Source organism: Lysinibacillus sp. 54212 (genome assembly GCF_036662795.1).
Taxonomy (GTDB): domain Bacteria; phylum Bacillota; class Bacilli; order Bacillales_A; family Planococcaceae; genus Lysinibacillus_B.
On record NZ_JBAFWZ010000008.1, the window covers coordinates 135,960 to 150,600 of the forward strand.

Here is a 14,641-nt window from a genome sequence, read left to right on the forward strand (position 1 = left end):
TTACTACCTCTTTATTCTGAAGGTGTTTCCTCATAATCACAATCACTATTTGTACATTGGATTTGAACACCTTTTTTCAATTTCTTCTCTACTAATAATGCACTACATTTCGGGCAAGGTCTAGAAATAGGCTTATCCCAAGAAACAAAATCACATTCTGGATATTGATTGCAGCCATAGAATAAACGCTTTGTTTTACTTTTACGTTCAACAATCTCGCCCGACTCACATGATGGACATTTCACATCAATAAGCTTCATAATCGCCTTAGTATTTCGACAATCTGGGAAATTGGAGCATGCCATAAATTTCCCGTATCGTCCAAGTTTATAAACCATAGGTGCGCCACATTTTTCACAATCTTCACCAGCTGGCTCATCCTTAATTTCAATTTTTTCCATTACTTCATCTGCGTGTTTTACGCGTGGCTCAAAATCTTTATAAAACGCATCGATGACTTGTACCCACTTTGTAATTCCCTCTTCAATACCATCCAAATCTTGTTCCATCTTCGCCGTAAATTCAATATTTATAATTTCAGGGAAGAACTCTAGCGTTGCTTGATGAACGATTTCCCCTAGCTCAGTAGGTACAAATCGTTTTGCATCGAGCTGGACATAGCCACGCTTTTGAATCGTATCTAATGTAGGTGCATAGGTGGATGGTCGACCAATACCTAGTTCCTCTAACGCTTTCACTAAACGTGCCTCAGAATAGCGTGGAGGTGGTTGTGTAAAGTGCTGTTTCGGCTCAATGTTTATTGATTTTACTGTATCGCCAACAGACATTTCTGGAAGTAGTTTAGTCGTTTCCTCCTTTTGGTCATCTGTTCCTTCGATATACAGTTTCATAAAACCAGGGAATTTAACCTGTGACCCGTTAGCACGGAATTGAACACCTTCATTCACTAAATCCACAGTCACAGTATCTAGTACAGCTGGCGCCATTTGGCTAGCGATAAAACGATCCCATATTAGGCGGTATAAACGTAGCTGATCCCGACTTAGCACAGCCTTTAATTCTTCAGGTGTACGCATTGCGCTTGTAGGACGAATTGCTTCATGGGCATCCTGTGCATTGGCTGCTTTCTTCACTTGCTTTACTTCATTAACAAGATACTCTTTTCCGTATTTCCCCTCGATATAGCTTAACACTTCCGTTTTTGCTGTATCAGAAATACGTGTTGAATCCGTACGCATATACGTAATTAACCCGACTGTGCCTTCTTTTTTCCCGATATCGATACCTTCATACAGCTGTTGAGCAAGCATCATCGTTTTTTTCGCACGGAAATTAAGCTTACGAGCCGCCTCTTGCTGTAATGAAGAAGTAGTAAAGGCCGGTGCTGCATTTCGCTTACGTTCTTTCTTTACAACATTCGCTACCTGAAACGAATCACCTTTTATTTGCTTTAAGATTGCCTTCACTTGTTCTTCATTTGTCAGCTTAATCTTTTCCTCACCCGTTCCATAAAAAAGGGAGTCAAATTGCTTTTTCCCTTTTTCAAAAACACCTTCGATGGACCAGTACTCTTCTGGTATAAAGTTTTTAATTTCATTTTCACGGTCAATAATAAGGCGTAGCGCTACAGATTGAACTCGCCCAGCTGATAGGCCCTTTTTTACCTTTTTCCACAAAATAGGGCTAATATTGTAGCCTACAAGGCGGTCTAGAATACGACGAGCTTGTTGCGCATCTACTAAATCCATATTAATAGCTCGTGGAGATTTGAATGAATCTAAAATTGCGTCTTTCGTAATTTCATTAAACACAACTCGACAATCTGAATGAATATCAATATTTAGCGCATTTGCTAAATGCCAAGCAATGGCTTCTCCTTCGCGATCTGGATCGGCCGCGAGATAAATTTTCTTTGCTTTTTTTGCTGCCGACTTTAAATCCTGAAGCACAGGTCCTTTTCCGCGAATTGTAATATACTTAGGCTCATAATTATTTTCTGTATCGATCCCCATTTGACTACGTGGTAAATCACGTACATGCCCGATCGATGCTTTGACCTTATATTTTTTACCTAAGTAGCGTTCAATTGTTTTCGCCTTTGCAGGTGATTCTACTATTACTAAATAATCTGCCATTTTTTATCTTTCCCCCTTAGAGAGGTTAATCTTATATTTTTATGCAAGTACTGTAATTGTGCTTTATTCGCATAAATTTCAAAGCAATACCTGATGCAAAATGTATAACAGATTTAAACAGATTGCAACTTTTTTTCAATTTTTAATTTGAAACATTTGCATTTCGTCGATGATTTGTTGTCCATTCCAAATTGGAATAGCCCCCTCTCGTAACAATTTATTTGTACCTGTAGACTCGTTAGATGTAATTGGTCCTGGTACAACAAATACATCCTTTCCATGCTCCAGTGCATGCTCTGTCGTTATTAGTGTCCCACTTTTAACGGCAGCCTCTGTTACGACTAATGCATCACTTAAACCACTTATGATGCGATTACGCATTGGGAAATGCCATTTTTGAGGCCCTGTATGCGGTGGATATTCTGTTAGTAATAGTTGTTTCTTTGCCATATAACGAGCTAAGTCTTCGTTGCACTTAGGATATATATAATTAAATCCATGACCTAAAACAGCAATTGTTTTACCTCCATAGTGAATAGCCGCTCGATGCGCTAAACTATCTGCACCTTTTGCTAATCCGCTAACAATTACATATTGATTTTCAGTAAGTGGAGGAATAATCTCGTGCAATGCCTGCGAAGAATAGACCGTGGCCTTTCTCGAACCAATGCAAGCTATTTTTTTATCATAGTGTAATAAAGAAATATCCCCTTTCGCATATAATACTGCCGGTGGATCAACTAATTGCAATAATTTTTCTGGGTAATTTTTACTATTGAAAGGAATCGCAAGGATATTACATTTATCATATTCTTGCTCGATATTTCGGTTTAATGCTTGCATATAATTCTCTCGTACTGAAAACGCTTTCTTTTCATCGATATTCAGCAACTGCGCTAAATATGAAACAGGAGTTGTTTCAAGCTGCTCAAATGTGTCGATATTTTGTAATAATTGTCGAAGTTTGTTTAATGTTAGTGGATACACATGATGAAGTGTAAGTAAGCTTTTTAAAAAAATGTTATTTGTCATTTTATCACTCCTTATTATAATAGAAGAAATTTATTAAGATGAATTTCATCTGAAGCTAAATAAAATGACCGCACAATAAAAGATGTAGCGTAAGATTACGCTACATCTCCATTTTAATGTGTCTTACATTTTTCGTATAGACCTTTTTCTTTAATTACTTTTATTAATGTCTCGCCAATCACCGAAGGAGTTGGTGCCACTTCAATACCCGCAGCGTTCATTGCTTTAATTTTTTCAGTAGCCGTCCCTTTACCACCAGATATGATGGCGCCTGCATGTCCCATACGTTTTCCTGGAGGAGCTGTTTGACCACCAATAAAGCCAACTACAGGTTTTGTCATATTCTCTTGTATCCATTCAGCAGCTTCTTCTTCCGCTGTACCACCGATTTCTCCAATCATCACTACTGCATAAGTGTCCGGGTCCTCGTTAAACGCTTCTAGTACATCAATGAAGTTTGTTCCATTCACAGGATCTCCACCAATACCTACTGCAGTTGTTTGACCGATTCCAGCTTGAGATAATTGATGTACTGCCTCATACGTTAAAGTACCTGATCGTGAAACAACTCCGACATGACCTTTCGTATGGATATAGCCTGGCATAATACCAATTTTACATTCATCAGCAGTAATGACACCTGGACAGTTAGGACCGACTAATCGAGTCTGTTTCCCTTCCATATAGCGTTTCACTTTTACCATATCAAGAACTGGAATATGTTCCGTAATACAAATTGTTAAGTCTAATTCTGCATCCACAGCTTCCATAATTGCGTCAGCTGCAAATGGAGCCGGTACGTAAATGACGGATACATTAGCACCAGTTGCATCCACTGCTTCTTGTACAGTATTGAATACTGGTACACCTTCTATTTCAAGACCGCCTTTACCTGGTGTTACACCTGCCACAATTTTCGTACCATATTCAAGCATTTGCTTTGTATGGAAAAGTGCCGTTTCACCTGTAATCCCTTGAACGATTACTTTTGTGTCTTTGTTAATATAAACACCCATGATTCTCCCTGCCTTCCTTAGCTTACAAGCCCTACGATTTTTTGAGCACCGTCAGCCATTGAATCAGCAGCGACAATGTTCAAGCCAGACTCATTTAATAATTGTTTTCCACGTTCTACATTTGTACCTTCAAGACGTACAACTAACGGTACCGCAAGACCGACTTGCTTTGCTGCTGTAATAACACCTTCAGCAATAATGTCACATTTCATGATACCACCGAAAATATTGACGAAAATGCCTTTTACATTCGGATCAGATAGTATAATTTTAAATGCTTCTGTTACCTTTTCAGCAGTCGCACCGCCGCCAACATCTAAAAAGTTTGCCGGGCTTCCACCATAGTAGCTAATCGTATCCATCGTAGCCATTGCTAGCCCTGCACCATTGACCATGCAGCCGATGTTACCATCTAAAGAAATATAGCTTAAATCGTATTTTGACGCTTCAATTTCTTTTGGATCTTCTTCATCAAAGTCACGAAGCTCTAAGATATCCTTATGGCGATATAATGCATTACTATCAAAATTGAACTTTGCATCTAGTGCAACAACTTCATCATTCCCTGTCACAACAAGTGGATTAATCTCAACAATTGACGCATCTTTGTCAATAAACGCATCGTAAAGACCAAGCATAAGTTTTGCCGCTTTGTTAATTAGTTTCGCTGGAATATTCATATTAAACGCTATACGACGTGCTTGGAAAGGTTGTAAGCCAACTACAGGGTCAATAACTTCCTTAAAGATTTTTTCCGGCGTCTCTTCAGCTACTTCTTCTATATCCATACCGCCTTCTTCAGAACCCATTAAAGTTACGCGTGAAGTTGCACGGTCTAAAACGAAACTTAAATAATACTCTTTGCGAATATCTGAGCCTTCCTCAATGTAAAGACGCTTTACCTCTTTACCTTCTGGGCCAGTCTGGTGTGTCACTAAAATTTTCCCTAGTAACTCCTTTGCATAAGAGCGTACTTCATCAAGGTTTTTAGCAATTTTTACGCCACCCGCTTTACCGCGACCACCTGCGTGGATTTGAGCTTTCACAACTGTTACATTGCTACCTAGCTCTTTTGCGACCTTAACTGCTTCATCTGGAGAAAAAGCAACTCGACCATTCGGAACTGCTACCCCATATTTTCTCAAGATTTCTTTCCCTTGATATTCATGGATATTCATTTTGTATCCTCCCATCAAACATTGAAAAATATTTTATTGCTATAATCTATTTTATACAAACATTCAGACATTGTCTATATTCGTCTTTTATGCACAAAATTCAGTTAATTAGACATATATATTCTATTTAGAGCGAAATATATAAAAAAAACGTGCTAGTCATAAATCGACTAACACGCTAAAGGCTCTGTCTTAATTGTTCATGTTTGCGGTCTAGATGGTAAATAAAAGCAAAAACCTCTGCTACTGCCTGATATAATTCCTCAGGGATAGATTCGTTCAAGTCTAGCTGTCCCAACAATTGAACAAGATTTGGGTCCTCATGTATTGGTACGTCATGAAGAGTTGCCTGCTCCAAAATATTTTCGGCAATTTTCCCCTTCCCCTTTGCAGTAACCTTTGGACCGGTAGCGTTTGAAGGATTATATGATAACGCAATTGCTTCTTTTCGTACATATTTCTTCTCGCTCATACGCGAATATCCACCCCACTATGCTCTTGGGTATCCTCTTTTGAATTTTGTGTGACTTTTTCTAACTTCTCTCGCTCAAACGGCTTTATAAAGACTCCTGACAATTGATAGTCCTTATCTGCTAACCCTTGCTTTAATGATAGTTTTAACGATTCTGCTAATCCATTTAAGTTTGGTTGATCATTAAATACATTAATTGTTACAATACGATTTTGAACTCCCATATCGATTACAGTTTCATTGAGGGACTCCATATTCAAGTAAAACAGTACTCGTGCATAGTTTGCATCTATTTTTCCATCTTCCTTCATTCGGCCACTCCATTGTAGTGTAGCGTCCATTCTTTTGCCGAAAAATTCGAGTGGAACTTGCATAACTAATTGGTGATGATGTCCGTTATCGCCTGACAATATTTGCATGCCGTTCATTCTCGCCATTAGCATTTCTGCAGACTCACGAAGAGCAGTTGGAACCTGAATATCTTGTAATAATGACAATAGTTGTGGCTTAAGTTGCCCAGCTAATGCTTGTACATCGCCTGCCTTATTTGAAAGTGCCGCCTCGTAACTTATTCCTAACCCCTTTAAAACCGTTTTAACTGCCTGCTCCATTGCTTTACTATCCACCGCAGATTGGACCTGAGCCTCAACCTGTACCACAGTGGCTCTTATAGAAGGTTGAGTAGATTCTGTACTTACTTTGACAAGCGCTCTTAATAATGCATCGTTTTGCTGCAACGTTGAATCTGATTTTAGTAAGGATAGTAGCTGGTCTTTCGATGTTAATTGGTTTTCATTTTGTGTAAATATTCGGCTTGGTGTATTATCTGAAAACGCTTGTATTAGCCTTTCTTGCATTTGTTTTGCAAACACGTCAATCGTTTGTTTACTTTGGGGTAGCTGTGCAAAACGATCCACTAGTTGCTGCAGTTGCATTTTTTGGTTGTTTGTGAGCAGACTTTCATTGCTTATCCAATCCTTGACGTTTTGAATTAGCCCTAGCGTTTGATCAGGCTTTGTTCCGACAATTTGCTGGATAAGCTGCCCCCCTTGAGCTTGATTGCCCGTTGGATTGTTCCCCGCAATTTTCTGCTGGGTTTGCCAGTTTTGTAGCGTCGCTGTTTTGGGCAGTATTCCAGACTCCTTTAATACATTTAATGCTTGTAATTTGTCTGATACCGCTGCATTTGAATCCATTAGTACCTGCATCGAACGCGAGAGCAACAACCCGCCAATTTCCGCGTTTAGTGGCTTTGCAATCGTTGATAATTGTTGCATTAAATTTGTTTTAAGCTCCGAATTTATCGTTGTGGTATTAGCAAGCTGATTCATAAAATTTTGTAGAGTTGTACTTAACCCGTCTGTTTTCGACCCTTGTACAAGTGCCTGAAATACTTCATTTGTAAAGGGCATTTTTAATTCTACCATTCTTTGCATTGCAGCTAATGCTACTTGCTTAGGCACGTCTTGGGGCAAGTTCTTTAACCATTGCTCTGCCCTAATAAGCTGTTCGCGTGTAATCGGAATTTGCTCCTTCATAAAATGGCCCAGTACTTGCTGCATTTCAGTAGACTTTGGTAAATTCATAGATTCTAATAGCTGTGTCATCTGTTGTGCAGGTGTCATTGCTTGCCCCATAGGACTAGAAGCCACTTTAAGCTCTGTTTGAGCCCCCGTATTCGTAACTTGGAAAAAATGAGCATCTCCTACTTTTAACGGTGCTTCAAGCTTCGCTACTAACTTATGATTTCCTACTTGGATTTCTGCCATCTGATCAGGATAAAGCTGTTTTATCGTTCCATGAAAAACTTGTCCTTCTCGTAACGTAAGGGGCTGATTCATTTGCACATTTTGCGTTTGTATTTGCGTTGGATTAAATGAAGTAAACGCCAATTCCTTTCACCCTTTCTGATGGATCATCGTCTTTATTGGCTCAAAGCTTTTTCTATGGTGAACAGTTGGACCAAATTGCTTGAGCGCCTCTAAGTGTTGTTTAGTACCATATCCAGCATGCTGGTGGAATCCGTACTGCGGATATTGGTCGTGAAGCATTTCCATGTATTCATCCCGAGCAGTTTTAGCTAATATGGATGCAGCTGCAATGGCTAAACTTTTCGCATCCCCTTTAATAATTGAATGCTGAGGTAGTGCAATAGGTAGTGACATAGCATCTGCTATTACAACATCCGGCTCTATTTGTAAGCTTGTAATACTCTCTACCATTGATTGCTTTGTTGCCTCATATATATTAATCGTATCAATCACTTCTGGAGGCTGAAAATGTATCGCATAGGCGACCGCTTGCTCTTTAATCTGCTCTACATAGCCTTGGCGCATTTCTTTAGATAGTTGCTTAGAGTCATTTATTCCAAGTAACGCCTCACAATAATTCGGAAGAATCACAGCGGCCGTTACAACAGGACCCGCTAGCGGACCTCGACCTGCCTCGTCTACTCCAGCAACCAAAGCTTCTATATGCGGTAAAAATGACGCATCAAACGCCATTTTTTTTCTATGCTCCTCTAGTATCTCTCTTTTTTTCTCTAGTCGTTTTTGAAATTGCACCCATGCCTTTTGAACAGCAGTTCGTTCATCCTGTTTAATTTCTTCCATCCACGGTTCAATATTTTCAGCAGCTTTTAATGAAGCTGTAATTTCCTTTATTGTTCTCATTACTAGACTCCTAAATTGTTCTATTATTTATATCGGTTATATTTCCTTAAATTATAAAGTAAAAAAGCCTTTCACAAGAGTGAAAAGCCTTCATCTAAATTATTGTGCTGTATTGTCTTTTTCCAGCGCCTCATCAACAAAGTCAAATGTTAATTTCCCTAAATACTGTGAACGTATGTCTCGTACAATTAACTCAGACACTTGATCATAGTCCACTTCGCCCCCAGCACCGAATACTCTTCGTAGCTTTCCTATATGATCGAACGTTTGGACTAAATCTTCATGAACAAATGATAATCCATATCGCTCCTCCATTCGCGAAGGATAATGTAGCGCTAAAAACCGTAAGCCATATACAGCTAGGTCCTCCATATTCGTAATTGTGTCTTTTATCGCGCCCGTTAACGCTAGCTTATAGCCAACCTCTTGATCCTCAAATTTCGGCCATAGGATTCCTGGTGTATCAAGCAACTCTAACTCTTTTCCAACTTTTATCCATTGCTGTGCTTTAGTAACACCTGGCATATTCCCTGTTTTCGCGATATTTTTCTTTGCTAAACGATTGATTAAAGTCGATTTTCCAACATTCGGGATTCCTACAATCATTGCGCGGATTGCTCGTGGCTTCATGCCCTTTGCCTTCATTCGCGCCCATTTCTCTGCTAAGATATCTTGAGCAGCTTTTGTGACCGTTTGCAATCCTTTTCCTTCTAGAGAGTTAATAGCGACTGCCTTATGTCCACGCTCCTCAAAATAGGCGATCCATTTACGAGTTTCTGTTTCATCTGCCATATCTTGCTTATTTAATATTAATAGGCGCGGTTTTTGATTAATCACTTGATCAATCATCGGATTTCTTGATGACAGTGGCAAACGTGCATCCACTAATTCAAAAATAATATCTACTAGTTTTAATTTTTCCGATACTTCACGACGAGCCTTTGCCATATGTCCTGGGAACCATTGAATTGTCATACAGTACTTCCTTTCTTACTTTACTAATTCAAATGAAAAGAGGAGATTGTCCAAATCCCCTCTAGCATGTTATTTTACAATTTTAATTTCATTGATTGGCCAAAAAATGATATTTGTTCGACCGATTATTTCATCTTGGTTTACAATTCCGATATGACGACTGTCTTTACTGAAACGACGATTATCTCCCATCACAAACACATGCCCCTCTGGAATAACATCTATTTTCGGCTCAATATCCTGTAATGTAAAGTCGCCCGTTAAATTGCCTTCTGTTAGCTGTGCTTTGTATGGATCTAAATAAGGCTCAGCAATCGGTTCGCCGTTAATATAAAGCTGATCATCTTTGTATTCAACATGATCTCCCGGTAAACCAATAACGCGCTTAATATAATCCTTCTCTTCTGGAGCATGGAATACGACAATATCGAATCGGTCAAGTCCACCAATTTTGTTTACAATCATACGATCGCCATCTTCAAGGGTTGGCATCATGGAATCACCATCTACTACAATCGGTGTAAATAAAAAATAACGAATGAACGCAGCAATAGCAAAAGCGATTAGAAGGGCTTTAATCCATTCCCAAAGTTCATTTTTTTCTTTCTGAGTTTTTTCCACGGTCATGTCCCCCTTGTCTATCCTCTATATTGTAAACGAAATATGTATTCTAAGCAAAAAAATAATCCGTCGTTGCGGGTATTTATAGCTTTTTGGGTACTATTGTTCTTCGTTTTATTCAAAAGAAAAGGAGCTTGCAAACACAAGCCCCAGTCTTTAAAAATTTTATTATCGGATTTCTTTAATACGTGCAGCTTTACCACGTAGGTTACGTAGGTAGTAAAGTTTAGCGCGACGTACTTTACCGCGACGAGTAACTTCTAATTTAGCGATTTTTGGTGTGTGTACAGGGAATGTACGCTCAACACCTACACCGTAAGAAATTTTACGAACAGTGAAAGTTTCGCTAATGCCGCCACCGCGACGTTTGATTACTACGCCTTCGAATAACTGGATACGCTCACGAGTACCCTCTACAACTTTAACGTGTACTTTTACAGTGTCACCAGGACGGAACGCTGGTAAATCAGAACGTAGTTGTTCTTTAGTGATTTCTGTAATAATGTTTGACATAATTTTCTCTCCTTAGACAGATGCTCATGCACGCTCATGTTTGGCCACAGCGGAACACCGTAATTCAGTGCATTTTGCACAAACTGTATAATATCATACTTAAAATAAAAGCGTCAAGTAGTATTACTTACAATTCTTCATTTTGTAGCTTTTCTAATATTTTTAGCTGCTTTGGTGTTAATTCTAGTGCATCGAGTAAGTCCGGTCGTCTTTCAATTGTACGCTTTAATGATTGTTCCATGCGCCATTCTTCGATTTTTGCATGATTGCCGCTCGTGAGTACTTCTGGTACTTTCATGCCACGAAAATCAGCTGGACGCGTATAATGGGGGTGTTCAAGTAATCCCGTTGAAAACGAATCCTGGATATGTGAATCAGCTTGCCCTAAGACACCTGGTAGCAGTCGAACGATGGCGTCAATAACCGTCATCGCAGGCAATTCACCACCAGTTAACACAAAATCCCCAATTGATATTTCATCAGTTACAAGATGCGTACGAATACGCTCGTCATACCCTTCATAATGCCCACATAGGAATACTACATCTTCCTCCTGAGCGAGCTCCTCAGCCTTTCTTTGCGTGAAGCGCTCTCCTTGTGGACACATTAATATAACACGTGGTGTACGTCCCTCTGTAATCTTTTCTACAGCATTAAACATAGGCTCTGGCTTTAACACCATACCAGCGCCTCCACCATACGGATAATCATCTACTTGTTTATGCTTATTGTCGCTAAATTCACGAATATCGGATACAGCAAGCTCGACTGCTCCTTTTTCCTGCGCCTTTTTTAAAATAGATGCTCCAAATACCCCTTGAAACATTTCTGGAAATAAACTTAATACATGAATCTTCATTATAATAAGCCTTCCATCACATGAATAATAATTTTCTTTTCTTCGACATCAATTTCTTTCACGATATCTTCAATGTAAGGAATATAATGCTTTTTACCGCCCTTAGCCTTAATCTCCCACACATCATTTGCACCTGTTTGTAAAATATCCGTAACAACACCGATTAGCTCGCCTTCTTCTGAATACACTTCACAATCTTTAATTTCAAAGTGATAGTACTCATGTTCCTCTAGCTCATCATCTGCTAATTGATCCATCGTAACTTTTAACAACCCTTCTTTAAAAGGCTCCACTAAATTAATATTATTCAACCCTTCAAACGTCAATAAAATAAAGTTTTTATGGCGACGTACACTTTCAACAGTAACCCAAATTGGACGTTTTTCTTCCTTTTTAAAAACAGCTAGCTTGCTACCAGGGACAAAACGTGCGTCTTCAAAATCAGTCGTCGATATTACACGCACTTCCCCTCTAATACCATGCGTATTTACAATACGACCTACGTTAAACCATTCCATCATATCACCTCTTGTATAGAAAAAGAGAAGAAAGCATTTTTGCCTCCTCCTCTTTTTATTGTGCGGATATTCTTACAGAATATCCTTTCTTTTAATCCAATATATCGACGTAAGTCTTTTTCTTATGGTACCCGCTTGCTGCTGAATAAACAATTGTACGAATCGCCTTTGCGACACGTCCTTGTTTGCCTATGACTTTCCCTCGATCCTCTGGATGAACAAAAAGCTTATAAACAACTCGACTAGCGTTTTCGTCCGTCTCAATACGAACGTCCTCTGGATAATCGACTAATGGTTTCACGATTGTTTCAATCAGCTGCCTCATGAGCGATACCTCCGATTATTTACTGAATTTTTGGTTATGGAATTTCTCCATGATACCTTGTTCTGAGAACAGGTTACGTACAGTATCAGATGGTTTTGCACCATCAGCTAACCATTTAAGAGCTTTCTCTTCATCGATGTTTACTGTAGCTGGAACTGTAAGTGGGTTGTAAGTACCTACTGTTTCGATTTGACGACCGTCACGTGGTGAACGAGCATCAGCAACTACGATACGATAGAAAGGAGACTTTTTAGCTCCCATACGTTTTAAGCGAATTTTAACTGCCATTTTATTAGCACCTCCGAATAAGTTTCACACAAGATATTATATTAGCAATGTCTTGGTTGTTTGTAAAGTGTTTTTTCTTTACAAGTTAATATTTTATTTAAAAAGAGAATCAAAGCCAGGTAATTTCATCTTTTTCTTGCCCTTACCTTGCGTCATACCTGTCATTTGCTTCATCATTTTTTTCATATCTTCAAACTGCTTCAATAGGCGATTAACCTCTTGAATAGATGTTCCAGAACCTTGTGCAATACGCTTTTTACGGCTAGCATTCATAATTTCTGGATTTGTTTTTTCAGCTGGTGTCATGGAATAGATGATTGCCTCAATACGCCCCATCTGCTTCTCATCAACTTTTATATTATCCATGCCCTTCATTTTACTTACACCAGGAATCATTTTTAGCAGATCGTCTAATGGCCCCATTTTTTTCAGAGCTTGTATTTGTTCGATAAAGTCGTCAAATGTAAAGCTTTGTGTCATGAATTTTTCTTCTAACTCTTTTGCTTTATCCATGTCAACTTGAGCTTGTGCTTTTTCAATTAACGATAGAACGTCGCCCATCCCTAAAATACGGGAAGCCATACGTTCTGGGTGGAATGTCTCTAATGCATCCATTTTTTCACCCATACCAACAAATTTGATTGGCTTTTCTGTTACAGCACGGATCGATAACGCTGCACCACCACGTGTATCACCATCAAGCTTTGTTAAGACGACCCCCGTAATACCGACAGCTTCATTAAAGCTTTGAGCTACGTTTACTGCATCTTGACCTGTCATCGCGTCAACAACAAGGAACACTTCATCTGGTTCTTTTAATGCTCGAATATCTTTTAGCTCCTGCATTAACGTTTCATCAATATGAAGACGACCTGCCGTATCAATAATAACTACATCATGGTGTTCTTCTTTTGCATGCTCTAGTGCCTGACGCGCAATTTCAACTGGTGAAATATCTGTACCTAAAGCAAAGACTGGAATAGATAATTGTTTCCCTATTGTTTGTAGCTGTTGCACAGCGGCTGGACGATATACGTCAGCAGCTACTAATAAAGGCTTTTTATTGTACTTTTTTCGTAATACATTCGCTAGTTTACCAGTTGTTGTCGTTTTACCAGCACCTTGTAGACCGACCATCATAATAACAGTCGGTGGGCGGTTATTGAATTTAATCGGACTTTGCTCGCCACCCATTAAATTAGTTAGCTCATCTTGAACGATTTTAATTACTTGCTGTCCTGGTGTTAAACTTTTCATAACATCCGAACCAACAGCACGCTCACTAACTTTTTTTACGAAATCCTTTACTACTTTTAAGTTTACATCGGCCTCAATTAATGCGAAGCGTACCTCTCGCATCATTTCCTTAACGTCGGCCTCTGTAACCTTCCCTTTTCCTTTAATCTTTTGGATTGTTCCTTGGAGTCGTTCCGCCAATCCCTCAAATGCCATTTTCGTTCGCCTCCTAATCCGACTCTTTCAGCATTTCAATTAATGCTAGTCGTGCTTCTGTCTGTGCAGAATCATCTTTAATTGCCTCTGTCAATTGCGCTAAAATCACTTGACGTTGCTGAAATTTTTCTAATAAACGTAATTTATCTTCATATTCTTCAAGCATCGCTTCCGTACGACGAATATTGTCATAAACAGCCTGACGCGATATCTCATACGATTCAGCAATCTCTCCAAGCGAGTGATCATCTAAATAATATAGCTCCATATAGCTACGCTGCTTTTCAGTTAATAATGCTTGATAAAAGTCGAAGAGAAAGTTCATGCGTGTTGTTTTTTCAAGTAGCATCGATATCTCTCCATTCATATTTAGTCTACTGTATCATATAGCTTTTCATTAGCTACTGTCAAGGTAATCTCCTTGTCCAGAGGGTGTTTTACACTAGCCTATATGACATAAAAAATCGCTACTCAAATCAATTTCATAATTCGTGTTTCGATTACCAGATACTCTATTGAAATTTAGAATCTACCCTTCTTTATCATAGCTTCCTATTATAGTACATAATGAGGCTGGGACAAAACCCGAAAACACCATTTTTCTCAACGAGAAAAATGGTGTTT

At 39.0% G+C, this 14,641-nt stretch carries 16 protein-coding genes; all 16 read right to left on the bottom strand.

The genetic code is table 11. The annotated features are described in order from the left end of the window. Positions 1-11: 11 nt before the first annotated feature. Positions 12-2,096, bottom strand: a complete 2,085-nt coding sequence (topA, locus tag V4T18_RS07820) for a type I DNA topoisomerase (RefSeq protein WP_332648436.1) — start codon at positions 2,094-2,096, stop codon at positions 12-14. A 135-nt stretch (positions 2,097-2,231) separates the two neighbouring features. Beyond that, a complete protein-coding gene (dprA, locus tag V4T18_RS07825) occupies positions 2,232-3,128 on the bottom strand; it encodes a DNA-processing protein DprA (protein ID WP_332648437.1) in 897 nt (298 codons plus the stop codon). 113 nt (positions 3,129-3,241) lie between these two features. Beyond that, a complete protein-coding gene (sucD, locus tag V4T18_RS07830; protein ID WP_332648438.1) occupies positions 3,242-4,144 on the bottom strand; it encodes a succinate--CoA ligase subunit alpha in 903 nt (300 codons plus the stop codon). 17 nt (positions 4,145-4,161) lie between these two features. After that, positions 4,162-5,322 (bottom strand): ADP-forming succinate--CoA ligase subunit beta, encoded by a 1,161-nt coding sequence (gene sucC / locus V4T18_RS07835; RefSeq protein WP_332648439.1) that lies wholly within the window; start codon positions 5,320-5,322, stop codon positions 4,162-4,164. 178 nt (positions 5,323-5,500) lie between these two features. Further along, entirely contained in the window at positions 5,501-5,794 is a 294-nt protein-coding gene (locus tag V4T18_RS07840; protein WP_332648441.1) for an EscU/YscU/HrcU family type III secretion system export apparatus switch protein, read from the bottom strand. Next, positions 5,791-7,686 (bottom strand): hypothetical protein, encoded by a 1,896-nt coding sequence (locus V4T18_RS07845; RefSeq protein ID WP_332648442.1) that lies wholly within the window; start codon positions 7,684-7,686, stop codon positions 5,791-5,793. The genes V4T18_RS07840 and V4T18_RS07845 overlap by 4 nt, the downstream gene beginning before the upstream one ends. 6 nt (positions 7,687-7,692) lie before the next feature. Beyond that, positions 7,693-8,466 (bottom strand): ribonuclease HII, encoded by a 774-nt coding sequence (locus V4T18_RS07850; protein ID WP_332648443.1) that lies wholly within the window; start codon positions 8,464-8,466, stop codon positions 7,693-7,695. Between the two features lie 99 nt (positions 8,467-8,565). Continuing rightward, complete coding sequence (gene ylqF, locus V4T18_RS07855) at positions 8,566-9,441, bottom strand: ribosome biogenesis GTPase YlqF (protein WP_332648444.1); 876 nt, start codon at positions 9,439-9,441, stop codon at positions 8,566-8,568. 69 nt (positions 9,442-9,510) lie between these two features. After that, entirely contained in the window at positions 9,511-10,062 is a 552-nt protein-coding gene (lepB, locus tag V4T18_RS07860; protein ID WP_332648445.1) for a signal peptidase I, read from the bottom strand. Positions 10,063-10,230: 168 nt separating this feature from the next. Next, complete coding sequence (rplS, locus tag V4T18_RS07865; protein WP_332648446.1) at positions 10,231-10,575, bottom strand: 50S ribosomal protein L19; 345 nt, start codon at positions 10,573-10,575, stop codon at positions 10,231-10,233. 127 nt (positions 10,576-10,702) lie between these two features. Continuing rightward, the gene (gene trmD / locus V4T18_RS07870) at positions 10,703-11,434 is read right to left on the bottom strand and encodes a tRNA (guanosine(37)-N1)-methyltransferase TrmD (RefSeq protein ID WP_332648448.1); all 732 of its coding nucleotides are present in this window, start codon (positions 11,432-11,434) and stop codon (positions 10,703-10,705) included. Then, positions 11,434-11,952, bottom strand: a complete 519-nt coding sequence (gene rimM, locus V4T18_RS07875) for a ribosome maturation factor RimM (RefSeq protein ID WP_332648450.1) — start codon at positions 11,950-11,952, stop codon at positions 11,434-11,436. The genes trmD and rimM overlap by 1 nt, the downstream gene beginning before the upstream one ends. Before the next feature lie 91 nt (positions 11,953-12,043). Then, positions 12,044-12,277: a KH domain-containing protein gene (locus tag V4T18_RS07880; RefSeq protein WP_332648452.1), complete on the bottom strand. Its 234-nt coding sequence runs from the start codon at positions 12,275-12,277 to the stop codon at positions 12,044-12,046. Between the two features lie 15 nt (positions 12,278-12,292). Further along, positions 12,293-12,565, bottom strand: coding sequence for a 30S ribosomal protein S16 (rpsP, locus tag V4T18_RS07885; RefSeq protein WP_332648453.1), 273 nt, complete (start codon positions 12,563-12,565; stop codon positions 12,293-12,295). Positions 12,566-12,658: 93 nt separating this feature from the next. Then, complete coding sequence (gene ffh / locus V4T18_RS07890) at positions 12,659-14,017, bottom strand: signal recognition particle protein (RefSeq protein WP_332648454.1); 1,359 nt, start codon at positions 14,015-14,017, stop codon at positions 12,659-12,661. Between the two features lie 13 nt (positions 14,018-14,030). Then, entirely contained in the window at positions 14,031-14,366 is a 336-nt protein-coding gene (locus tag V4T18_RS07895; protein ID WP_332648464.1) for a putative DNA-binding protein, read from the bottom strand. Between the last annotated feature and the right edge of the window lie 275 nt (positions 14,367-14,641).

Coding starts and splice junctions, on each gene's coding strand:
- topA (WP_332648436.1), bottom strand. CDS start 2,096: ATGGCAGATTATTTAGTAATAGTAGAATCACCTGCAAAGGCGAAAACA.
- dprA (WP_332648437.1), bottom strand. CDS start 3,128: ATGACAAATAACATTTTTTTAAAAAGCTTACTTACACTTCATCATGTG.
- sucD (WP_332648438.1), bottom strand. CDS start 4,144: ATGGGTGTTTATATTAACAAAGACACAAAAGTAATCGTTCAAGGGATT.
- sucC (WP_332648439.1), bottom strand. CDS start 5,322: ATGAATATCCATGAATATCAAGGGAAAGAAATCTTGAGAAAATATGGG.
- V4T18_RS07840 (WP_332648441.1), bottom strand. CDS start 5,794: ATGAGCGAGAAGAAATATGTACGAAAAGAAGCAATTGCGTTATCATAT.
- V4T18_RS07850 (WP_332648443.1), bottom strand. CDS start 8,466: ATGAGAACAATAAAGGAAATTACAGCTTCATTAAAAGCTGCTGAAAAT.
- ylqF (WP_332648444.1), bottom strand. CDS start 9,441: ATGACAATTCAATGGTTCCCAGGACATATGGCAAAGGCTCGTCGTGAA.
- rplS (WP_332648446.1), bottom strand. CDS start 10,575: ATGTCAAACATTATTACAGAAATCACTAAAGAACAACTACGTTCTGAT.
- trmD (WP_332648448.1), bottom strand. CDS start 11,434: ATGAAGATTCATGTATTAAGTTTATTTCCAGAAATGTTTCAAGGGGTA.
- rimM (WP_332648450.1), bottom strand. CDS start 11,952: ATGGAATGGTTTAACGTAGGTCGTATTGTAAATACGCATGGTATTAGA.
- V4T18_RS07880 (WP_332648452.1), bottom strand. CDS start 12,277: ATGAGGCAGCTGATTGAAACAATCGTGAAACCATTAGTCGATTATCCA.
- rpsP (WP_332648453.1), bottom strand. CDS start 12,565: ATGGCAGTTAAAATTCGCTTAAAACGTATGGGAGCTAAAAAGTCTCCT.
- ffh (WP_332648454.1), bottom strand. CDS start 14,017: ATGGCATTTGAGGGATTGGCGGAACGACTCCAAGGAACAATCCAAAAG.
- V4T18_RS07895 (WP_332648464.1), bottom strand. CDS start 14,366: ATGCTACTTGAAAAAACAACACGCATGAACTTTCTCTTCGACTTTTAT.